This is a genomic window from Natrinema hispanicum (assembly GCF_004217335.1).
Taxonomy (GTDB): Archaea; Halobacteriota; Halobacteria; order Halobacteriales; family Natrialbaceae; genus Natrinema; species Natrinema hispanicum.
Genome location: NZ_SHMP01000009.1, coordinates 152,022 through 173,535, shown reverse-complemented (window position 1 = coordinate 173,535; position 21,514 = coordinate 152,022). Strand labels below are relative to the sequence as shown.

Sequence of the window (21,514 nt, the reverse complement as noted above, 5' to 3'; positions counted from 1 at the left end):
TTTTGATCAAATCAATATCAGTCTTTTCAAATTGTCATGTAATACATAATAGTTCATTGTGTTCCGCTGAATAGGGTGTCATCATACCAGTCACACGATGTCATTGATATCTACTCTGAGAAGAGACGATCACGTGCAGACCACAACTGACCGGTCATGATCACACCCGTTGTGAGTGGGACCATAGCTATCACTGCAGAACGAGCGTTAGAAGGACAAACACTGTCTCTGAAAGAGAGAATTATCTCTTACACCTGCAGCTATTGGTAGCGGCGATGTCGTCGGACCGCGATGATGTTGACAACGCCGTGTTTCTCATCGATAGCGGCCAATCATTGAACTACGACTGTCAGAGCCACAGCCCCAGTTGGAATGCAAACGACACGAAAATCGGATCGTATTAGATATATCATCGATAAGATAGAAAATCGAACTTCATCGTTCTCAAACTATTTTGCCAATACTAAGCAGAAACAGCTAGTTAGCAGTGTGAGTATATTTTCTGCCGTTACCATCGGTTCTTTCTTGTATTCACCAGTGAGGGCAATTTGACCGAGGAAATCAACTATTCACCAGATCGAGTACAGGAAGTTGCTTAACCGTACCACATCGTCCAGGACACAGAATGCCAGCCGGCCGACATCCACCTATAATATAATTATACGAGTTTATATTACATTAATTCCTAATATTTATGCACCCACCGAATGACCAGTAGCATGTAATGTACGACATAAGGAGTAGTTCTGATACCACATCGACATACGAGTGTCTGAGCTGTGGTGAGATTGTCTCCACCGATACCGGGAGCAAGAAATGCGCTCGTTGTGGGCGTGCTAATACCTTCCAAAACGGGCTCTGTCGCTCGAATAAGCGCGATCTCTGATACCACAAGAGATGTCCTCTAATACACCTCCAACGACAGTCGAAAGTACAGTGTCGCAGCCCGACGACGAAGAGGAAGTCACGTCAGCAGTTGCAACGGCGCGACGCCAACTTGAACACGCTGCAGCTCACCTCGATATTGATTCCAACATCATTGAACGCCTCAAATATCCAGCAGCGGTACATGAGGTAACAGTACCAGTTGAACGCGATGATGGCACGGTTGACGTTTTCACTGGCTATCGTGCTCATCACGACAGCGTTCGCGGTCCATACAAGGGCGGATTACGATATCACCCAGGAGTCACTCGCGAGGAGTGTATTGGTCTCTCGATGTGGATGACATGGAAGTGTGCTGTGATGGACCTGCCGTTCGGCGGCGCAAAAGGCGGTATCGTCGTTGACCCGAAAGAGCTGAGCACGTCAGAAAAAGAACGCCTTACTAGACGATTCACAGACGAAATTCGAGACACCATCGGGCCAAACAAAGACATTCCTGCACCCGACATGGGGACCGATTCTCAGACGATGTCGTGGATCATGGATGCCTACAGCATGCAAGAGGCAGAGACGCTCCCGGGTGTTGTGACTGGTAAACCGCCTGTCATCGGAGGTAGTTATGGCCGAGAAGAAGCGCCAGGACGGAGCGTCGCACTTATTGCTCGCGAAGCCTGCAACTACTACGACTATCCTCTCACGGAGACGACCGTCGCCGTCCAGGGGTTCGGAAGCGTCGGGGCGAACGCAGCCCGCCTGCTCGATGAGTGGGGCGCAACCATTGTCGCGGTCAGTGACGTTAACGGAGCAGCCTACGATCCAGCAGGGCTCGATCCACATACGATCCCGTCACACGACGAGGAACCCGAGGCTGTTACCGACTACGCTGACGAGACGATCGGGAACGACGAACTGCTCACGTTGGACGTCGATCTTCTCATTCCGGCAGCGATCGGTGACGTGATTACCGAAGCCAACGCCGACAGTATTCAAGCCCATCTCATCGTCGAAGGTGCAAACGGCCCGACGACGTTCGCGGCGGATGCGATCCTAGCCGAACGCGATATTCCGGTCGTCCCGGATATCCTCGCCAATGCCGGAGGGGTCACAGTCTCCTACTTCGAGTGGCTCCAAGATATCAACCGACGGTCGTGGTCGCTCGAGGAAGTACAGGACGAACTAGACCAAGAAATGATGTCTGCGTGGAATGACGTTCGGGCAGAGGTTGAAAAGAGAGATGTGACGTGGCGAGATGCGGCATACATCGTCGCACTCTCGCGGTTGGTTGACGCCCATGCTAATCGCGGTCTCTGGCCGTGATCACAGCGATTCAACGAGACGCCTGATCAGTAGGACCAGGACAAATCCGACACTCCGCTATACAGTTCCCCGTCGATTGCACAGATAGATAGTTGGCGATCAAGAAGGAATCTACCCCTGCTATAGTATTTCCAACTATATGGCTCTAGGATGTACCTAATCCAAAATTTTATTATATATTAGAACCATGTGTAGACTCATGCTCGATTACTACGAAGTGGAAGCGGATCTTTCAGCAGAAGAGAAGATGATCCAGGAGTCGGCGCGGGAGTTCGTCGACGAGGAGGTACGGCCCGACATCGGCGAGCACTGGATTGAAGGAACTTTTCCCACGGATCTCATCGAGAAAATGGGCGAGATGGGGTTTTATGCGCCCAATCTCGAAGGCTATGGCTCGCCCAACGTCAGTGAGAAGGCCTACGGCCTGTTAATGCAGGAACTGGAGGCGTGTGACTCGGGCCTGCGCTCGATGGCGAGCGTTCAGGGCGCACTCGTCATGTACCCGATCCACGCCTATGGCAGCGAGGAGCAGAAAGAACACTGGCTCCCCAAACTGGGCTCCGGCGAGGCCGTCGGTTGTTTCGGCCTCACTGAGCCTGAACACGGCTCGAACCCCACCGCAATGGAGACTCGCGCTGAGGAAGCCGACGAGGGATACCTGCTGAACGGCTCGAAAACCTGGATCACCAACTCCCCCATCGCCGACGTGGCTATCGTCTGGGCCCGTGACCAGACCGACCCTGACACGCCCGTCCGAGGCTTTTTAGTCGAGACCGACCGCGACGGCGTCAGTACGAACAAGATTGACGAGAAGCTCTCCCTGCGGGCCTCGATCACCGGCGAGATCGGCCTCAACGACGTGGTTGTCCCCGAGGAGAACGTTCTTCCCGGCGTCTCTGGCATGAAGGGACCACTGTCCTGTCTCACCCAGGCCCGCTACGGTATTGCTTGGGGTGCCATCGGAGCCGCCCAGGACGCCTTCGAGACTGCACGCCAGTACGCCACCGATCGCGAGCAGTTCGGCGGTCCGATCGCCCGCTTCCAGCTCCAGCAGGACAAACTCGCCGAGATGGCGACCCAGATCACGCTCGCCCAGCTACTCGCCCACCGACTCGCGGATCTCAAGGAACGGGGAGACATGCGCCCTCAGCACGTCTCGATGGCCAAGCGCAACAACGTCCGGATGGCCCGTGACCAGTCACGTATTGCCCGCGAGATGCTTGGCGGCAACGGGATTACGGCGGACTACTCGCCGATGCGTCACATGGCCAACCTCGAGACGGTCTACACCTACGAGGGAACTCACGATATCCACACCCTCATCCTCGGCGAGGACCTAACCGGTATTGCTGCCTACGAGTGATCCATGACTGGCGAGGCACGCACTCCAGATGGCGACGACCAGCCCCTCGACGGACTGACCATCCTTGATGCCTCGCGGGTCCTCGTCGGGCCATTCTGTACGATGCAACTGGGTGACTTGGGCGCGGAAGTCATCAAAATTGAACGGCCGGACGGTGGCGACCAGACTCGTGGCTGGCACCCGCCGACCTACGGCGAGGAGAGCGCCTACTATGTCAGTGTCAACCGCAACAAGCGCTCGCTAACGCTAAACCTCGCCAGCGAAGAGGGGCGCGAGGTGTTCTGCGACTTGGCATCGGAGGCTGATGTTCTCGTCGAGAATTTCCGGGTCGGGAAGATGGAAGAGTGGGGATTGGACTACTCGACGCTCAGTGAGGTCAATCCTGAACTGATTTACTGTTCGCTGTCGGGCTACGGTGAGTGGGGACCACAAAAGGACCGACCAGCTTATGACATCATGATGCAGGCCGAAGGTGGTCTGATGAGTATCACCGGCGAAGAAAACGGACCCCCGGTGCGTGTCGGCGTCGCGATCGCTGATATCGGGGCAGGCATGTACGCTACGCAGGCCATCCTCGCAGCCCTGCTCTATCGGGAACTTGGCGACGGTAACGGCCAGAAGATCGACGTCAGCCTACTCGATGGACAGGTCGCATGGATGAGTTACATGGCATCGTACTATTTCGCGACGGGCGACCCGCCGGGGCGCATGGGAAGCAAACATCCGACGATTGCGCCCTATCAGGCGTTCGAGACTCGCGATGGCTATGTCGTAGTCGCGACAGCTTCCGAGAATATCTGGCCGAAATTCTGCCACGCACTCGACCGTGAGGACCTGATCGATGATGAGCGCTTCTCAGTCAACGCTGATCGCGTCGCGAACCGTTCGGAACTCGATCAAATTCTCGACGAGGAGTTCTCACAGTATTCGACTGCCGAGGCTGTCGCGCGGATGGAGGACGCTGGCGTCCCCGCTAGTCGCGTCCGCGATATGGAAGACGTATTCGAAAGTCCACAGGTGCAGGCACGGAACATGCACCAGACCGTCGATCACCCGACTATCGGGTCCGTGGAAATGGCAGGGAGTCCGATGCACTTCTCACGGACACCAACCGTGATTGAGCGGCATCCACCGCTGCTCGGCGAACACACCGAAGAAATCCTCAACGAGTTCGGGTACGACGACGAGATGATCGCAGAACTCGCCGACCGTGACGTTATCTAAAGAAAGACGAGAGTTCCACGGATCACCTAACCAGTGGTTGTGCACTCGGTCAGCGAAGACGAGGACGCGGGCGAGCCGTGGTTGAATCAGTCGGCGAGCTCCTCAATGAGCGTCTCGACGTCGAAGTCGTTGAGCGGGTTCTGTTCATCCTTGACCGTCTTGATGGCAAACTTTGAGGACGTTCGCTCAATTTCTCCAATGGCTTCGTAGTCCTCAACGAGCGACTCGACCATCTCGCGACTCGTCACGTGAGCGATTGCGATGAAGTCGGTATCTCCCATGGTAAAGTACACCTGATTAACACCCTCGACCGAGGCGAGTTTATCGCCGACAGTTTCGTGATATCCTTCTTCGAACTCCGCCCAGATTTCCGAAATGAGCGTGATAGAGATACCGACTTTCTCTAGATCGAGATCATAGAGATCGTTAGTGATGACATCAGATTCGCGGAGCTGGTTCAACCGATAGTGAACCGTCGATTTCGGTATTCCAGTCGCATCCTCAAGCTTTTCCGGGCTCGCCGTTCCCTCTCTGGCAATCGCCGATAAAATCCGAATATCTTTCTCATCCATGGGCGAATCCTGAATACTATCCAATAGTAGCATCACGTATATAGGAATATTGGTTAGGCCACTGGGAGACCGAGGCCGTAGTGCAGACGAGACATCTCTGTCGTTACTGACCGAAGCGCGTAGTGACAGCTTCTCGGTGTTCTCACCACTGTTTGATAGACAGGTGCTCGGCTAGATCGCCAGTGGATCGGCGTTGTCCTCGCGTGGATGATGGTCATCGTCTCCTCGTGTTACACGTCCGCGACCAAGGACAGACTGACTACTGAAGACCCTATCGGAGAACCATCGTATTACCGACATTAACAGTGACGTTCGGATTCCCTGGCGTGTACCTGTCGGACGCACTGCTTGCACGCTCATTTCACCCCTCACTAGAATCTAGATTTGGCATGGTCTGAATTCGCCATGTACGCTGTGAAAGATGTAGTAGTATACTAATAACTCATGCCGTTCGATATCTCTCTAATATATTGTACTAGATCCGATGTTGGCTAGATAAGCTAGATTCATTCCGATAGAGTGTGTCTGTGTAGTAGAGAAGAATTCCATGAGCGAGATTGAAGTGATCAATCCGGCAACCGGTGAGCACATCGAGACATATGAACAAGCCGATACGCGCGACGTGGAAGCGACGCTCACCCAAGCATCGGAAGCCTTCAACGACTGGCGAGATCGACCACTACGGGAGCGGGAAAATCTCCTTTCGAGTGTTGCGGACGTACTTCGGGAACGAAAGGCCGAGTACGCCGAATTGATAACACAAGAAATGGGCAAACCGATTTCGCAGGCGACTGCAGAAATCGAGAAATGTATTTGGGGGTGTGAGCATTACGCTCAGCACGCGAGCGTCTATCTCGCCGACGAACATCACCCAAGCCCAGCCGGGTCAAGCGTTAAGACGGCGTATGACCCACTTGGCGCCGTCCTTGCGATCATGCCATGGAACTTCCCGTTCTGGCAGGTATTTCGGTTTGCCGCACCGTATCTTACCGCAGGGAATGTTGGAATTTTAAAGCATGCTACGAACGTCCCAGGCTGTGCACGGGCGATTGAGGACATCTTCCGTACGGCCGGCTACCCCGACGGTGTTTTTCAGTCCCTGCTAGCACCGGTGGAGTATGTCGACGATATCATCGCCGACGAACGTATACGTGCTGCAACACTCACCGGGAGTGGACCAGCAGGACGAGCCGTTGCGTCGACAGCAGGTGAAAACCTGAAAAAGACCGTCCTTGAGCTCGGTGGGAGTGACCCGTTCATTGTCCTTGACGATGCTGATATCAAACGCGTGGCCGAGAAGGGTGCGTGGGCGCGCAATCAGAACGGCGGCCAATCGTGTATCGCTGCGAAGCGGTTCGTCGTCCACGACGCCGTCTATGATGAATTTGTAGACCTGTTGGTTGAGGAAGTCGAAGCGTTGACCATTGGCAACCCTCTGGACGAAGAGACGGATATCGGTCCGCAAGCTCGAGCCGACTTCTGTAATAATCTTCACGAGCAGGTGACTGCCAGCGTCGATGCCGGAGCAACGGTCCTAACCGGTGGTGAACCGCTCGATCGACCAGGAGCATACTACAAGCCGACCGTCCTGAAAGATGTCCCAGCAGACTGTCCGGCGGATTCCGAAGAGTTGTTCGGTCCCGTCGCGACAGTCTATCATGCTAGCGACGAAGCCGAAGCGCTCGAGATTGCCAACGACACGCGGTTTGGACTAGGAGCGAGTATCTGGACCGCTGACCGAGAACGTGGTGAACGATTGGCTCGTGATGTCAATGCGGGATGTGTCTATGTCAATCAACTCGTCAAGTCGGACCCTCGCGTCCCGTTCGGCGGTATCGGTGATTCCGGTTATGGTCGAGAATTATCAGCGATTGGTATCCAAGAGTTCGTGAACAGAAAAACGGTCTGGGTAGAATAGATCAGACTAGCCGACTATTGAGCGTTCTCACAGTAACTATCACTCGTCGTTCGCTGTATTCCGTTCCTTGAGTATCCGCCCTGCCGCTGTCCCAATTCGGCTCTGTTGAATCGCCACACGGTATTGTATTTCATTGTGGCATGGCCCCTGATGGTATAAATCATATATTATAACCTTCACGGAATTCCACATCCTCGATACTATGCAGGCGTTCGCACGGCGTAGTCGAGCGAGCGCCTTATCCCTGAGTTCGCGGTTTCGGTCATTGACTGCTGAGCGTACCGATTGTCGTCAATACGGGCGTCGTGTGCGTGGTCATATGATTCGAAGATCGACCGCGTTTCGGCGGGCGATCCGCTCACAGAGATCTGTGTCGATTTCTTTTAACATAGTCGAACGATAAAATCAAGAGCGACTTACGTTACCGCATCAACGAGTTATGATATCACGGCTGCTAATGAAGTCGAGTGTATAGCCGTATCCAGCTGGACTCTCACTTTCGAATACTATATCTTTTCTTGAGATATTTGTGTCGTACGTGCTCGATCGACGGTACAGAAGTGGTGTTCACAAGGCCGATCTACAGTCGAAGGATGGGCGATCATCAGATCTCATTGCGGCTAATAAAACCATAATTCAACTGAGTGCTGAGAGGTGTTGGCTGTACGCCGCTGTCGACCCGCAAACGAATGCTTTGCTGCACACAAAGCCTGAGACGACCAGAACGAAGATTCTGGCTCAGTCGTTTCTCATCGGACGCAGCGAGAAACACGACATCAACGATGTTGTATTTCTCGTCAACGGCTTGTACTCGTTACAGAATGCGTGTCATCGGTCACGGTTTTGATTTCAGATACGGATAATACGGAAATAAGAAGGCTGATGAACGTATCTTCAGAGTAATAAAACACGGAACTCTCGGTCCTCAAACTGTTTCAGCAACGCGGAAGTCGAAACCGCTGACGAGTGGCTCGAATTGTTCAGCTTCGCATGGAATCAGTTCATCTGAACACGATGTACTAATGTAGTTAGTAATTTAGATAAACTGTTTTAGTAGTTGTGAAGAAATCGAGGCCAGCGTCGCCCTGTTCCCGATACGTATTGGTGGAAGAGTTCTTGTAGCCACCGAATGGAACATGCAGTTCCAGTCCGGTCGTTTTCTCGTTGACTTTAGCGACACCTGCCTCGATGTCGTCAATAAACTGGTTTGCTTCTGTGAGATCCTGCGTGACGATACTTGAAGAGAGGCCGAACTGAACATCATTTGCGACTGCAAGCGCCTCCTCGAAATCAGCGACTTCAATTATCGATAGTACCGGTCCAAAGATCTCTTCTTGAGCGATCTGCATGTCGCTGGTCACATCAGAGAAGACAGTCGGTTCGACAAAATGTCCGTCATCGTACTGTTGATCAGTAGGCCGGCTACCACCGGTTTCGAGCGTTGCGCCTTCCTTCTCACCGACATCGACATAATATAGGGTTGATTCAACTTCGTCTTGCGAGACGTGAGGCCCCATATCAGGGTCCTCAAGTCCGGGCCCAATATCGAGCGATTCAGCGTACTCGGTAAGTAACTGAGTAAACTCGTTATAGATATCTTCATGGACGATTGCACGCGAGGTAGCAGTGCAGGACTGTCCCGTAGTTCCGAACGTCCCAGAACCGACAATAGTGACGGCCTCATCAAGGTCAGCACTCGGCATGACGATTGTCGGGTTTTTCCCGCCCATCTCACATTGAACACGCTTCAGATCGTCTGCCGCAGACTGTGCGACCATTGTTCCAACCGTTGTGCTACCCGTGAACGAAACACCATCAATACTATCATGCTGATATAACGCAGATCCAACTTCGCTCCCGGAACCGGTTACGTAGTTAGCGACACCTTCAGGGAGCCCTGCCTCGTCAAGGCACTCGAAAATCGCTTGTGAAACACGAGGTGCCTCTGATGCTGGTTTTAGAACAACTGTGTTCCCGGCTGCGAGCGCAGGCGCAAGCTTCCATGCTGGAATTGCGATTGGATAGTTCCAGGGTGTAATGAGCCCTACTGTTCCAAGTGGTTCACTTTTTGTGTACAGTTCCATGTTTGGCTCACTCGGGGATTTGATGGTACCCCCGAAATCACGGGCCTTCCCGGCATAGTAGTAGAAAATATCAACCGCTCGTTGTACCTCTCCAGCGGCCTCACTTCTTGTTTTCCCCTCCTCGCGGGAGAGCGTTTTAGTGAGTTCATCCATCCGGTCTTCAAGCAGTGATGCGGTCTCGAGTAGAATTTTTCCTCGGTCAACACCAGGTGTTGCCGCCCATTCTGGTTGTGCTGCTGAGGCTGCATCGATAGCCTGATTTGCGTCTGCCGCAGTGGACAGTTGGAAATGACCGATGATATCCTCTACGTCTGCAGGGTTATTGACAGAGAACGTATTGCCAGATTCCGATTCAACCCACTCACCGTTACAGTAGTTTCTGTACGTGTCCGACATACAGACAATATTTCGCTACGAACTATCTTAGATGTTTGGAAAGAGTTCGTGATGCCACTGGTAAATCGAGGCTGATGAGTAAGAAGCCCTTCTATCAAGAACTTTTTCTCCCCAACGTGCGACGAAAGCACCGACGTAGTTCCTTCGGGAACTCAAAGAGAGACATCGCGTCACAGACACGGAGTCTCTCGTCAATGAGATGGGCCCTAACTGACTTCGCAAGAACTGATCGAAGCGGCGATTTCGATTACTCTGAGCGAAATATCGTGAAATCTGTTTCAGGCTTCACGATGCGTATTGGCCAATTTCACCAGACTTGGAACGGCAGTCAAGCCAGCATGCAGCCCTGGCTGACTGCCTACACCGCCTACTACGATCACTCCCGAATTACCACGCACTCGATAACGAACCGTCGATTAAACACGCCAAGTCAGTGAATGCGGTTTAACAACGCCTGGGAACAATAATCATCAATAATGGTATTTATCGACCAAATTAAAAAGCTCTGTCTGTAATATAGTGGTAGTTTACAAGTGTATAGATGTAATACGGCCTTTCACTATCTTAGGACATAATATTCCAACGTTAGAAGATGCACCTTTAAATTATGATTAACAGCATTCGAAGAAGTCAATTCAATTATACTACAGTAACAACCGAAACGAGTTACATACTGATCGCACAGCCGTCGTGCAATCGATGTGCAGTGACGTTCAGTGGAGACGGTAGATATCAATCACACCCTTGCAGCGTAGATTGGCGGTAAGTCATTACAACTTCAAGACGGGTTTGAGTGCTTCCTTTCACCGGTTTTCGATAGACGCGGCGACGTAGCTGGAACACTTGAGGCTTCGACGGGAGCTCATCTCTAGAAACGCGTCGATGCTCTGAGAGCCATCGACGTATATTCAATCAACTGTCTCGTACTCGTTCAGTAGTTGTCGGTCTGGAGCCCCCGGTATAGGACGGTGAGGGACACCTGCTGACTCACTACCTGCAGGTTCGCGGCGCTCCGGGGCAAACGTCTTGAGGTGGATCATCGATTATCCGGTGATGCATCCGCGCCACCTACACTCGCTGTGACGCACAGCTACCGCGATGAATCACCAGTCCTCTCCCAAGAGCGAACTCTAGCATCAAGGGGACAGTGATGTAACGTCAGTAATTGACGTCAGAGGCGAACGACGGTAGGTATTCATAGGGATCAGCAGACTAGTTCATAGTTTTTCTCGTCGTGCAGTTTTTCAGTAGGCTGTTTTTCTCGTGAGAACCTCCGAATATCCACGCTGATCCCTATCAGTCACCGTCAAACCCGTGGCTTTCAACTTGTGATGCCCCGCTCGAGAGGTGCGACTGTGAAACCAGACCGATGCCGAGGACGACCCACAGAAGGATGATCCCCCACTCGAAGGGCCACTGAAGCGCAGAGGGAGCTCCCGGTAAGTACATTGCGGTGAACCCGAGTGTCAGTCCGAGACCGAGGACACCAACCGCTTTCCCGCCCGGAATCTTCAGAGGCCGGTTCATTTCGGGTTCGCGGACGCGCAACACGAGGAAGGAGATGACGACCATCACCCACGCGATGACGATACCGAACCCGCCAGCGTTGACGATCCAGATGAGCATCTGCTTTCCGAACAGCGGCGAAAGCGCCGACAGGCCGCCGATGAGTGCAAGTGCCCGCGAGGGAGTGTTGGTTTCGGGATTAACCGTCGCGAGCGTCTCCGGCAGCATACCGGATTCGGCCAGCGCGTAGATGGCGCGGCTTCCACCGAGCAGGAACGAGTTCCAGCTGGTGAGGATCCCGGCGATGCCTGCCAGTGCCATGATCTTCCCGATGGTGGCGCTACTGAACAGTGCCTCCATCGCGGCGGCTGCGGGAAGGGGGCTCTCGACGAGCACCGAACCCGCCAGCGCTCGCCCGGACGCCCAGATGACGAGGATGTAAAACAGCGCGGCAACCGACACGGAGGCGACAATCAGCAGACCGAGCGTCCGTTCGGAGACGTCGGCTTCCCCGGCGGCTTGGGGAATAACGTCGAACCCGACGAACATGAACGGCGTCATGATCGCGACGGTGAGCACACCGGCCATCCCCGAGTCGGCAAAGGGCGGCGTCGATGTCGAGTGACCGTTAGCCACCGCACCGATGGCCAGCGTGAGGCCCGCGAGCCCGATGACCAGTGTCAGGATCGTCTGGAACTGTGCTGCTGGCTGGACTCCCTTGTAGTTCAAGTACGTCATGACGATCGCACCGACGCCGCCGACGAGGACCCACGTCCCGTAGACGGTCTGGCCGGCGATCGACCAGAGTGGAATCGCGTTGAAACCAGGCACGACGTACGCGAGCGCCGACGGGAACGCGACAACCTCGAAGACGACGACGCCGACGTATCCGAGGATCAGCGACCAGGTACATATGAACGATCCGATGGGCCCCAGCGCACGCATGCTGTAAACGTGTTCGCCACCGACGAACGGCATCGATGACGCGAGTTCACCGTAGATGAGTCCGACGACGGCGACCATGAACGACCCAAGGACGAATGCCAGGATTGATCCCGTAACTCCCCCCTCGTTGATCCAGTACCCTGACTGAATGATCCAGCCCCAGCCGACCATTGCACCAAATGCTAATACGAACACGTCGCGCCTCGTAAGGACGCGCGAGAATTTTCCATCTGGCTCTGTGTTAGCCATACTCATCCATTTAGGCACATCTACTTATATCTTACTGAGTTCGAAAATGTAGCCCAATTCTAGGATTCAGTCCAAATAGTTCCACGTGCGAAGTACAAGTAATTCAACAACGGTGTCGAAAACGAAGGGAATGGTAAACAATGAACAGTAGAAAAAGAGGGGGGTTTACAGTGCTATATAATACGTCACGAGGGAGTCAAACTGATTACCGTACCGAGCTATGACCGAACGCATACGGCTCTGGCGGACGCAGAAGCGAAACTGGAACGGGGTCGACCTATCGAGACACGGACGACGAGTTTGTCACCCATCAAAATCGGGATCAGCAGTTAGTGAGACGCTCGACTCGAACCGGCTAGACCACCTAGTGAAACATAATGTGGGGAGATAATAGATATATCGGACCCAATGCAAACTTTTAGTACACAGTAGAACTACGTTCCACCATGGCTATAGAACAGACGTTCGACGACCTCCACTTCACACAGGAGCCGGAAATCGAGACGTCAATTCCAGGGCCGGAGTCGAAAAAACTCCTCGAGCGGCAGCGACACATCGACAGCAGTGCAGTCGCGTATCCAAAGGTCGTCCCCATCGCGATCGAGGAAGCGAAAGGCGCGACGATCCGCGACGTCGACGGAAATACGTTCCTCGATTTCTTCGCCGGTATCGGCGTCCTGAACGTCGGCCATTCGAACCCATACGTGATGGAGGCAGTTCAGGAACAGACCGAAAAGGTTGCACACACTATCGACTTCCCGACCGAGGCACGGCTGGACCTCATCGAGGCACTGAACGATATCGCACCGGGCGCGCTCCCTGACAACAATCGCGTCATCTTCGGCGGTCCAACCGGCAGTGACGCCATCGAGGGGACCATCAAGCTAGCCAAGTACAACACTGGCGGTGACGGCCTCATCGCGTTCCGCGGTGCGTATCACGGCGGCAGCGCCGGCGCACTCAGCCTCACAGCAGGCAAGAAGTACAAGGAAGATTATGCGCCGATGCTCCCGAACGTCCACCATGTGCCATATCCCTTCGCACACGAGCAGGGGCTAGATCCCCAGGAAGCTAGCGACCGAGCACTGGCTAACGTCAGGGAACTCCTTGAAGACCCCTATAGTGGGTTTGCGAACCCCGCAGGCATCTGGGTCGAGCCGATCCAAGGCGAAGGCGGTATCGTCACCCCGCCGGAGGGCTTCCTGCCAGGTCTGAAAGAGATCGCCGAGAACAACGATATCCCACTGATTGTCGACGAGATCCAGACCGGGTTCGGCCGCACTGGCGAGTGGTTCGCCAGCGACCACTACGATGTCACACCGGACGCCATGCCAATGGCTAAGGCGATCGGCGGCATCGGACTCCCGCTGTCTGGAACGATGTACCACGAGGACCTAGACACCTGGGAGGCCGGCGGTCACGTCGGTACCTACCGCGGCAACGCCCCGGCAATGGTCGGCGGCGTCCGCGCCATCGAGTACATCCGTGACAACGACCTGCTCGCCCACGCCCGCGAGGTCGGCAGCTACATCCGCGACCGACTTCGCGAGTCTGCCGGCGTGAACGAACGTCTTGTCGACGTGCGCGGTCGCGGCCTGTTCATCGGCGCTGAGTTCGCAGACAGCGAAGACCAGACCGGCAAGGAACTCGTCAAAGACATACAGGAAGACTGTTACAAACGTGGCGTCCTCGTGTGGTCTGCTGGCCGACATGGCAACGTGCTCCGACTGATTCCACCGCTCGTGCTCACACAGGAACAGGCCACCGCAGGAATGGACATCATCTGCGACGCCATCGAACGGCACGCGCCCTCTAGTAACAACTGAACCGATTGACGCACCGATCGCACAACCGTCGTGCGATCGGGTGTCCAGTGACCGTCAATGGCTATGATAGCTGCCACCGCGCTGCGGCCGACAGTAACCAAGATAGTACGTTTGCTCTACAATATCGATCCAGAGGTCAATAACTCCACCACACTCATTTTATAAAAATAAGATATAATAATCAAATTTATCCAGCTATTGTGAGTATAGAATTGCAATTTCGAAAACAGCGTAGAGCTGAATACCCGTGGACGGCCAAAGAAGGACGAGGCTGTCCGTTATGCAGGAACGGTATGGAATGTCATAGCACTATTCAGCGATATGGCTGACGACCTCAACTGAAAGTGAGTGACATTCCAATAGTCCTGAACTCACCCTTCACCGATAAGCTCTTTCCTTCAAGAATACCGATGAATATTACACGTGATATTCCCTTAACGGAATATTCTCACACGTGCGTAGATGTCACTCTTCTCGATCGGTCCAGAAGTCGAACGACCGTCCAGGTGCGAACACGTCGAGGCCGACGGCTCGAACGTCGCCCGTGTTTTCGACACGGTGGCTCTCCCACGCATCCAGCCAGACGGAGTCATATTTCTCGAGGGTCACTTTGTCGTCTTCAGTTGTTACGGTGAGTGTCCCTTCGAGACAGATACAAACCTGTTCGTTTTCGTGATCGTGCATCGGTGAGCTGTGTCCCGGTGGTTTCTCGAACCACTCGAACGTGAACGCGTTGCTGCCGGCCATCGCAACGCGCTGCCAACCTTCATCGGGCTCGTATGTTTCCGCGCCATCAAAGTCAACTGGTTTCATAGATCCACCTACTGATCCTTTGTCGATCGTAATAACAATGCTGCTAACGTAGCCAAAACCCGGTAACGAGAGGAACGCGCCGATATCCTCGACTTCAACCGAATTGCCGATAAGGGTTTAAGAATTGCTCACCCAGTCATCAATCCCCTTATTTGAACTCGTCGATGAGTTCGGGGACGACGTCGAAGAGGTCGTCGACGATCGCGTAGTCGGCGATGTCCATGATCGGCGCGTTGGGGTCGGTGTTGATCGCGACGATCGTATCGGAGCCTTTCATGCCGGCGACGTGCTGAACGGCGCCGGAGATACCGATCGCGATGTAGACGTCGGGCGTGACAACCTTCCCGGACTGACCGACTTGGCGGTTCTTGGGTAGCCAGCCGTTGTCCACGATCGGGCGTGAGGACGACAGCGTCGCGTCCAACGCGTCGGCCAGGTCGCGGATCATTTCGAGGTTCTCCTCTTCTTCGATCCCACGACCGACCGAGACCAGCAGGTCAGCCTCGCTGATGTCGACGTCGCCGCCGCCGACCTCCTCGAAGCCGGTGACGGTCGAGCCGACTGTCTCCTCATCGATGTTAGCGTCGAAGGCCTCGATCGCGGCGTTGCCGGTGCCCTCGGCGGCGGGCCACTCGGCACCGCGGATCGTCACGACGGCGTCGCCCTCAAGTTCGGTGGTCGTCTCGACCTTGCCGCCGTACATCTCGCGGGTGGCGACGAGCGTCTCGCCGTCGGCCTCGAGATCGACGGTGTCAGTGACGACCGGCAGGTCGAGCTCGTTCGCGACGGCGGGCGCGTAATCGAGTCCGTTGACGCTGTTGGGTGTCAGGACGTACTGCGGCGCGAGCTCGTTGTAAAGCTGCGTGACAGCTTGTGCATAGACGTCGTGGTTGAACTCTTCGCCGTGGTCGACGATGTGAATGGCGTCGACGCCGTCGCGGTTGAGTTTGTCTGCGAAGTCGTCGACGGTGCCGCTGATGACCACGAGGTGGAGGTCGCCGCCGGTTTCGTCGGCGAGTTCGCGGCCGGCGGTGATGATCTCGTAACTGACGTCGCGGAGGTCACCGCGACGGTGGTCCGCGACTGCGAGGACGTCGCTCATTGTGCCACCCCCTTGTCACGGAGCAGCTCACCGAGCTCCCCGGCCTTCTCGTCGGCACTGCCTTCCCAGACGGTCGCGTCGCTTTCGCTTTCGGGCTCGTACATGTCGGTTAGCTCGAGTTCGGTTTCGATCGCGCTCTCGTCGACACCGATATCGGCGAGCGTCTGGACGTCGAGTTCCTTGCGCTGGGCCTGCCGGATGCCGCGCAGGCTCGCATACCGTGGCTCGTTGATCCCCGTCTGGATCGTCAGCACCGCTGGCAGTTCGATGTCGGTCAACTCCTCGACGCCGCCCTCGAGTTCGCGGCGGACAGAAGCGACGCCGTCCTCGAGATCGTGCTCGAGGTGGTTGACGACGGCACCCCACTGGAAGCCGATCTCTTCGGCGACCGAGACGCCGGTCGCGCCGAAGCTGTCGTCGCCGGCCTGAACGCCTGTCAGCACGAGGTCGGGTTCTTCAGCTTCGATGACGGCGCTCAGGATCTCCGTTTTGGCGTTGACGTCGAGCAGGTCGACGTCCGCTAAGGCGTCGTCCCAGACGCGGACGGCGCGGTCGGCACCCTTCGCGAGTGCCTGCCGGATGGTCTGTTCACAGTCTTCCGGACCGATGGTGACCGCGACGACTTCGTCGGCAATCCCGTCTTCTTGGAGTTGGACGGCCTCTTCGATCGCGTAGTCGTCCCACTCGTTCAAGTCGGCACCGAGGTACTGGCCTGCGATTTCGGTTCCCTCGATTTCGAACTCGTCTTCGACGGTCGCCACTTCTTTGACCGTAGCGAGAACTTTCATCGTTTGGTCTTTGATTTTACAGGTGGATATATGTTCCGTATCCGGAGAAGAAAACAGCATTGACAGTAGGACGCTGGTAGTATATCTACCAATTTCCCATACATTATTATATTTTATATGAGATTTGATTGACTCAATCGCTTTGCGTAACTAGATCTCAATGTCTGTGTTAATCCGTTAAGGAATGCGCTCGTCCGTCGTCTCGTTCGTTGAGAACGCAGCTTTGAGCCTTTCACCAACATGGTCACGCTATCCGAGACGTCCTGATCAGATTGCACGAATGGAAGGAGACTGGATTTCGACAATGGGAAAAAGAAACCTCTGTCATCTGGCTCTGCTGAATGACAGATAGGTACACCACGGTGGTCCCGTGTCGATATTCACTCTAATACTTGCAGAATCAGCAGAAAATTCATACCCACCTACTAATATCTGTTCCATATCATGGAGTTTTCCAACAAGACTGTTTCGGCAGTGGCGAAACAGGGTGTGTAAAAGAGGCACGAATGGATAAATGACCAGATCTCTTCGCATTTTCTCGATGTTTTGTTTTTATTTATCGTATTAAATATTTTGCTGAAGTCCATGTTTGATGGTTTCAGCCACAAGCCAGAGATTTGTTCTGTCGGTATAGGTGTTGAAAATGGCGATAGTAAGGACTACATGATTCGAGCCCGCTGAAATACGTATCAATGACAAACGAACCCGGGGAACGACAGGGAATCAAGGCCACGGAAACCGCCTTCGATATTATAAAAACGATTCACGAAGCGGGGCACATCCGTCTCGTTGAACTTGCTGACACGGTTGGAATCGCCAATAGTACCGCGTTCAGCCACCTCACAACACTCGAGGAACTCGGTTATGTAGTGAAAGAGCCAGATGGTTACCGACTAGGTCTGAGACTTCTCGACCACGGGATACAAGCGAAGTATCACTACCGAGAACTTCTTGATGCTTCCAAGCCGGTTCTCGAACAGCTCGTCAGCGAAACCGACGAGGCAGTCAATCTGGTTGTCGAAGAGGACAATCAGGCGGTCTACATCGGTCGCCTTACCGGAGATCGTGGCGTCCCAACGAACTCCTGGGTGGGGAAGCATAAACAGATACACACTCTTTCAGCTGGGAAGGCGATTCTAGCGCACATGCCAGAGAACCAGGTCGACGAAATCATTAGTCAGACTGGTCTTGATGGTGTAACAGCAGAGACGATCACGACTCGCGAGGAACTCAAGTCCGAGTTCGAGGAAATTCGAGATCGCGGAGTCGCATTTAATAATTGTGAGTCTCATGAGAGCATTCGGGCTGTGGGCGCTCCGATCATTCTCAACGAGGAGGTCTATGGAGCAGTGTCGGTCGCTGGCCCGGCCAAACGATTGACTGGAGAGTATTTCAGATCTGAGATACCCAACTTACTACTTGGAGCGGTCAACGAAATCGAGCTCAAATTAGCCTATACTGATAACTGAATCCGGCTTCTTGAACGGAGCGGCCCCATTTGATCGAGACGCACCCAGGACACCCACACAGATAGGTCGCCCATCCACTCACGGTAGAATGCTGCCAACGAATCGATGAGGCGAACGATCTGCGATTGAGTCAATACTGGTATCAGTTTCTTCGCTGAATGGAAGGCCTTAATCGTTTCTGTTGGACCGCTCGAGTAACGCTGCCAGCACCTCGAGGGGATGGTGTGTATCGATGTCCCTGTCTGCAAGCTGCTGGCTACAGGAGGCACCAGTCGTGACGATGAGATCCGCCTCAGCGGCATCGATTTTCGACTCGAGGTCGTCGCCGATCGCCATCGAGAGGTCGTAGTGTTCGGTCTCATAGCCAAACGCGCCGGCCATTCCACAGCAGGTCGTGTCCAGCGGCTGGACGTCGTAGCCAGCTTCACGGAGCAGTTCGACCGGGGTACTATCCCAGCCTTTGGCCTTCGAGTGGCAGTGTCCGTGGAAGGCGACGGTGGCCTCACCGCTGTCAGGGAGTTCGATCTCGCCGGCGCGGATGCGATCGGCGAGGAACGCGGGCACCGTTTCCGTTGTCTCAGGGATGTTCACGGTGTCCTCAAGCAGGTCGTCGTACTCTTTGAACGCGCTCACACAGGATGGTTCGACGCCGATGATCGGCACGTCTCGCTCGACGTACTCGGCAAGTACCTCGACGTTCTGTCGTGCATAGCCGCGGGCTTTTTCCACAAGTCCCTGTGAGAGCGGCGCTCGCCCACAACAGGCCACGTCGGGCACCTCGACAGCGTATCCAAGCGACTCGAGAAGGTGAACGGCCGCTTTACCGACTGCTGGGTGGTTGTATCCCATATAGCAGTCCGGAAAGAGCGCGACCGTTCCGTTCTCGCCGGCGTTCAGATGTGGTTCATGACTGACGAACCAGTCGGGGAAGGGCTCGGCTGCGAAATCCGGCAGCGTCCGTCGTCGATCGATTCCCAGTACAGCCTCGGCGATGCGACGGCCGGGGCCGAACTCCTTGAGCCGGTTTGCGATCGGCGAAAACGTGGACCCGAGGCGGTTGAGCGTGCGGACGTTCCCGAACAGGCGTGCGCGAAGCGGAACGCCGCTTGTCCGGTGCTGTTGGTGTTTTGCCTCCGTTTTCAGTTTGGCCATGTCGACGCCGGTTGGACACTCCGTCTCGCAGGCTTTACAGGAGATACACAGATCGAGCACTTCCTCTTGGAAGTGATCACTCGTGAGCGTCTCCTCGTCGAGATCACCGTTTATTGCTGCTCTGAGCATGTTCGCCCGCCCTCGTGTGCTGGCAATCTCGTCGTCCGTTCCACGGAAGGTTGGACACATAACGCCGCCGTCCGACGTGCGACACTTCGAGCAGCCATTGCACTGCTCGACGAGCGATCCGAATCCCTCTTCTGCACTGAAATCGAGCGCCGTATCGACGGTCTCCGGGTCGTATCCTTCATACCGCAGGTTTTCGTCGACTTTTGCGAGGTCGCCGTCCGAAGCAGGGACGACCTTCGCCGGATTGAACACATCGTCAGGATCGAAGGCGCGTTTGATCTCACAGAACGCACTGTAGAGTTCGTCACCGTACATCTCTGGGAGATGCTCGGAACGAAGCCGTCCGTCACCGTGTTCCCCGGAGACGGAGCCGCCGACCTCGAGGACAATCTCGTGAACGGCCTCCGAAACGGATCGGAGTCGCTCACGGTCATGTTCCGTCTTCAGATTCAGGAACGGTTTGATGTGGAGCACCCCCTGTCCAGCGTGACCGAAGACGCTCGCTTGAAGGTCGTGCTCTCGGAGAACATCACCCACGCGCTCGAGATACGTCGGGAGACGGGCGGGTGGGACCGCCGCATCTTCGATGAACGACAGCGCCTGTTCGTCACCGGGCTGTCGGTTCAAAAGCGGGTTAGAAGCTTTTCGCACCTTCCAGAGATCGGCCATCTCCTCCCCACCGAACGCACGTTCGATGTCGATCGTCCCGTTCGTCCGAGCAGCCGATACGACCGTCTCGAGGTCGTCGCGCTGGTCTGCATGGGTGGTCTCGATTTCCAGTAGAAGTGCGGCTTCAGCATTCTCGGGCACGATATCGAACCCCCAGGCGTCTCGAGCGTAGCCGAGGACGGCGTCGTCGATGAGTTCGACTGCACTCGGGTCCGTCTCGAGAACGGCGGTCACAGCGTCGGCAGCGGCGATCAGATCGTCGTAGAAGACGAGCGAGACGGCACGCGTCTCGGGACGATCGGTCAGTTGTAGTGTCGCCTCGGTGATGATCGCAAGCGTCCCCTCGCTCCCGGAGACGAGCCGCGAGAGGTCGACCCACGAACCGTCCCGCGCAACGCTCGTTTCGAGATCGTACCCGCTGGAGTTTCGATCGACGTCCGGATACTGCGTCTCGATTTCGTCGGCGTGTTCACGTGCAAGCCTGCGGACCACGCGATGGACCTCCCCGACCCGGTCGTCGTGTTCACAGACCGCCTCGAGTTCCCCGCCGTCCCGCCGGTGAAACTCAACGAGAGACCCGTCTGCAAGCACACACTCGAGTCGCTGAACGTACTCTCGGGTTGTACCGTGTTTGACCGAATGCGGACCTGCGGCGTTGTTGGCGATCATGCCGCCGATGGTACACGTACTCGAAGTCGACGGATCGGGGGCGAGGTAAAGACCGTCTTTCTCGAGGAAGTCGTTCAACTCGTCGAGAACGACACCCGGCTGGACGGTCACAGTCTTCGCGTCGGGATCGACATCGACGAACTTGTCCATGTGCCGTGAACAGTCCAGAACGATCCCTTCACCGATGGCATTGCCGGTCAGACTCGAGCCTGCACCGCGTGCTGTGACGCTCGTCCCCTGTCGACGGGCGAAGTCGACAACTCGCCGGACGTCCTCGCTATTTCGCGGGAAGGCGACACCCGCAGGTCGTTGCTGATAGATACTTGCATCCGTCGAGTAGAGGGTGCGTGTGGTCTCGCCGAAGTCAATCTCGCCGTCGAGCAGTTCTCTGAGCGACGGCGACGCGGTTTGGGGGGTGTCAGTACTCATGATCAGTAC

General features: G+C 55.2%; 14 protein-coding genes and 2 pseudogenes. 8 read left to right on the top strand and 8 right to left on the bottom strand.

Translation table 11 applies throughout. The features are described from left to right. Positions 1-724 precede the first annotated feature (724 nt). The 4 genes from BDK88_RS19795 to BDK88_RS19780 all read left to right on the top strand — a co-directional run bounded on the left by BDK88_RS19795 (position 725) and on the right by BDK88_RS19780 (position 4,789). Entirely contained in the window at positions 725-886 is a 162-nt protein-coding gene (locus BDK88_RS19795) for a rubrerythrin-like domain-containing protein (RefSeq protein WP_130501864.1), read from the top strand. Between the two features lie 11 nt (positions 887-897). Next, on the top strand, positions 898-2,202 hold the full coding sequence (gene gdhB / locus BDK88_RS19790; protein WP_130501863.1) for a glutamate dehydrogenase GdhB: 1,305 nt from the start codon (positions 898-900) through the stop codon (positions 2,200-2,202). A 199-nt stretch (positions 2,203-2,401) separates the two neighbouring features. Continuing rightward, the gene (locus BDK88_RS19785) at positions 2,402-3,565 is read left to right on the top strand and encodes an acyl-CoA dehydrogenase family protein (protein WP_130501862.1); all 1,164 of its coding nucleotides are present in this window, start codon (positions 2,402-2,404) and stop codon (positions 3,563-3,565) included. 3 nt (positions 3,566-3,568) lie between these two features. Then, positions 3,569-4,789 carry a CaiB/BaiF CoA transferase family protein gene (locus BDK88_RS19780; protein WP_130501861.1) on the top strand — a complete coding sequence of 407 codons (1,221 nt, stop codon included), beginning with the start codon at positions 3,569-3,571 and terminating at the stop codon, positions 4,787-4,789. An 86-nt stretch (positions 4,790-4,875) separates the two neighbouring features. Here the strand turns inward: BDK88_RS19780 and BDK88_RS19775 are convergent, their stop codons facing one another. After that, a complete protein-coding gene (locus tag BDK88_RS19775; protein WP_130501894.1) occupies positions 4,876-5,361 on the bottom strand; it encodes an Lrp/AsnC family transcriptional regulator in 486 nt (161 codons plus the stop codon). Between the two features lie 547 nt (positions 5,362-5,908). On the opposite strand from BDK88_RS19775, the gene BDK88_RS19770 reads away from it, so the two are divergent. After that, positions 5,909-7,279: an NAD-dependent succinate-semialdehyde dehydrogenase gene (locus BDK88_RS19770; RefSeq protein WP_130501860.1), complete on the top strand. Its 1,371-nt coding sequence runs from the start codon at positions 5,909-5,911 to the stop codon at positions 7,277-7,279. Positions 7,280-7,491: 212 nt separating this feature from the next. Here BDK88_RS19770 and BDK88_RS21975 read toward each other — a convergent pair. Then, a pseudogene (locus tag BDK88_RS21975) lies at positions 7,492-7,611 on the bottom strand (IS5/IS1182 family transposase); the annotation flags it as partial. Positions 7,612-7,763: 152 nt separating this feature from the next. Here BDK88_RS21975 and BDK88_RS21970 point away from each other — a divergent pair. Further along, positions 7,764-8,288: pseudogene (locus BDK88_RS21970) on the top strand (IS6 family transposase); the annotation flags it as partial. 19 nt (positions 8,289-8,307) lie between these two features. On the opposite strand, the gene xacF reads toward BDK88_RS21970, so the two are convergent. Together xacF and BDK88_RS19755 are read right to left on the bottom strand one after the other, a co-directional pair. Further along, entirely contained in the window at positions 8,308-9,759 is a 1,452-nt protein-coding gene (gene xacF / locus BDK88_RS19760; RefSeq protein WP_130501859.1) for a 2,5-dioxovalerate dehydrogenase, read from the bottom strand. 1,296 nt (positions 9,760-11,055) lie between these two features. Continuing rightward, the gene (locus BDK88_RS19755) at positions 11,056-12,459 is read right to left on the bottom strand and encodes an APC family permease (protein WP_130501858.1); all 1,404 of its coding nucleotides are present in this window, start codon (positions 12,457-12,459) and stop codon (positions 11,056-11,058) included. A 446-nt stretch (positions 12,460-12,905) separates the two neighbouring features. Between BDK88_RS19755 and BDK88_RS19750 the strand changes: the two genes are divergently transcribed. Then, positions 12,906-14,285 carry an aspartate aminotransferase family protein gene (locus BDK88_RS19750; protein ID WP_130501857.1) on the top strand — a complete coding sequence of 460 codons (1,380 nt, stop codon included), beginning with the start codon at positions 12,906-12,908 and terminating at the stop codon, positions 14,283-14,285. A gap of 465 nt (positions 14,286-14,750) precedes the next feature. On the opposite strand, the gene BDK88_RS19745 is transcribed toward BDK88_RS19750, so the two are convergent. The 3 genes from BDK88_RS19745 to BDK88_RS19735 all read right to left on the bottom strand — a co-directional run bounded on the left by BDK88_RS19745 (position 14,751) and on the right by BDK88_RS19735 (position 16,988). Further along, complete coding sequence (locus BDK88_RS19745; protein WP_130501856.1) at positions 14,751-15,098, bottom strand: cupin domain-containing protein; 348 nt, start codon at positions 15,096-15,098, stop codon at positions 14,751-14,753. 148 nt (positions 15,099-15,246) lie between these two features. Further along, positions 15,247-16,200, bottom strand: coding sequence for an electron transfer flavoprotein subunit alpha/FixB family protein (locus BDK88_RS19740; RefSeq protein ID WP_130501855.1), 954 nt, complete (start codon positions 16,198-16,200; stop codon positions 15,247-15,249). Beyond that, a complete protein-coding gene (locus BDK88_RS19735) occupies positions 16,197-16,988 on the bottom strand; it encodes an electron transfer flavoprotein subunit beta/FixA family protein (RefSeq protein ID WP_130501854.1) in 792 nt (263 codons plus the stop codon). Before BDK88_RS19735 ends, BDK88_RS19740 begins: the two co-directional genes overlap by 4 nt. A 692-nt stretch (positions 16,989-17,680) precedes the next feature. On the opposite strand from BDK88_RS19735, the gene BDK88_RS19730 reads away from it, so the two are divergent. Further along, positions 17,681-18,457, top strand: coding sequence for an IclR family transcriptional regulator (locus tag BDK88_RS19730; protein ID WP_130501853.1), 777 nt, complete (start codon positions 17,681-17,683; stop codon positions 18,455-18,457). A 168-nt stretch (positions 18,458-18,625) separates the two neighbouring features. Here BDK88_RS19730 and BDK88_RS19725 read toward each other — a convergent pair whose 3' ends face one another. Further along, positions 18,626-21,505 (bottom strand): FAD-binding and (Fe-S)-binding domain-containing protein, encoded by a 2,880-nt coding sequence (locus tag BDK88_RS19725; protein ID WP_130501852.1) that lies wholly within the window; start codon positions 21,503-21,505, stop codon positions 18,626-18,628. Positions 21,506-21,514: the final 9 nt, after the last annotated feature.

Coding starts and splice junctions, on each gene's coding strand:
- BDK88_RS19795 (WP_130501864.1), top strand. CDS start 725: ATGTACGACATAAGGAGTAGTTCTGATACCACATCGACATACGAGTGT.
- gdhB (WP_130501863.1), top strand. CDS start 898: ATGTCCTCTAATACACCTCCAACGACAGTCGAAAGTACAGTGTCGCAG.
- BDK88_RS19785 (WP_130501862.1), top strand. CDS start 2,402: ATGCTCGATTACTACGAAGTGGAAGCGGATCTTTCAGCAGAAGAGAAG.
- BDK88_RS19780 (WP_130501861.1), top strand. CDS start 3,569: ATGACTGGCGAGGCACGCACTCCAGATGGCGACGACCAGCCCCTCGAC.
- BDK88_RS19775 (WP_130501894.1), bottom strand. CDS start 5,361: ATGGATGAGAAAGATATTCGGATTTTATCGGCGATTGCCAGAGAGGGA.
- BDK88_RS19770 (WP_130501860.1), top strand. CDS start 5,909: ATGAGCGAGATTGAAGTGATCAATCCGGCAACCGGTGAGCACATCGAG.
- xacF (WP_130501859.1), bottom strand. CDS start 9,759: ATGTCGGACACGTACAGAAACTACTGTAACGGTGAGTGGGTTGAATCG.
- BDK88_RS19755 (WP_130501858.1), bottom strand. CDS start 12,459: ATGGCTAACACAGAGCCAGATGGAAAATTCTCGCGCGTCCTTACGAGG.
- BDK88_RS19750 (WP_130501857.1), top strand. CDS start 12,906: ATGGCTATAGAACAGACGTTCGACGACCTCCACTTCACACAGGAGCCG.
- BDK88_RS19745 (WP_130501856.1), bottom strand. CDS start 15,098: ATGAAACCAGTTGACTTTGATGGCGCGGAAACATACGAGCCCGATGAA.
- BDK88_RS19740 (WP_130501855.1), bottom strand. CDS start 16,200: ATGAGCGACGTCCTCGCAGTCGCGGACCACCGTCGCGGTGACCTCCGC.
- BDK88_RS19735 (WP_130501854.1), bottom strand. CDS start 16,988: ATGAAAGTTCTCGCTACGGTCAAAGAAGTGGCGACCGTCGAAGACGAG.
- BDK88_RS19730 (WP_130501853.1), top strand. CDS start 17,681: ATGACAAACGAACCCGGGGAACGACAGGGAATCAAGGCCACGGAAACC.
- BDK88_RS19725 (WP_130501852.1), bottom strand. CDS start 21,505: ATGAGTACTGACACCCCCCAAACCGCGTCGCCGTCGCTCAGAGAACTG.